This window comes from Faecalibacterium sp. DFI.5.82 (assembly GCF_029076575.1).
GTDB lineage: Bacteria > Bacillota > Clostridia > Oscillospirales > Ruminococcaceae > Faecalibacterium > Faecalibacterium duncaniae.
The window spans coordinates 1-299 of the sequence record NZ_JARFIS010000799.1 but is presented as its reverse complement, the minus strand read 5'-3'; the positions used below and the strand labels follow the sequence as shown (position 1 = coordinate 299).

Below are 299 nucleotides of genomic sequence, written 5' to 3'. Positions count from 1 at the left end.
TTCGGGCTGCCCGGGAGCCTAAAAGGGCTTTGCGGGGGCCTCCAGCGCCCGCTCCCCGATGCCGGTCTCGTGGCAGCAGACAAATCCGTAATCACACCACTGGCTGGGGCTCCGGCCCGCGACCAGCGGCTCGGCGGCGATCTGCCCCTCATAGAGCTGCTGGCCCATCCGGGTCACAAGCTCATCCAGATGCAGCTGGATGCGGTTCAGCTTGGCGATGTCTGCCCGCTTGTCCTTCTGGTAGGGGCTGGGCGCGCCTCTGTAATAGGAGAAGGGCAGATATCTGCCGGTCTCGTCGG

Annotated in this window: 1 protein-coding gene; it reads right to left on the bottom strand. The window is 65.6% G+C overall.

What is annotated here, in order from left to right:
* Positions 1 to 18: 18 nt before the first annotated feature.
* Positions 19 to 299: hypothetical protein (locus P0G09_RS18960; protein ID WP_275253447.1), on the bottom strand; the 281-nt coding region annotated here is incomplete at its 5' end.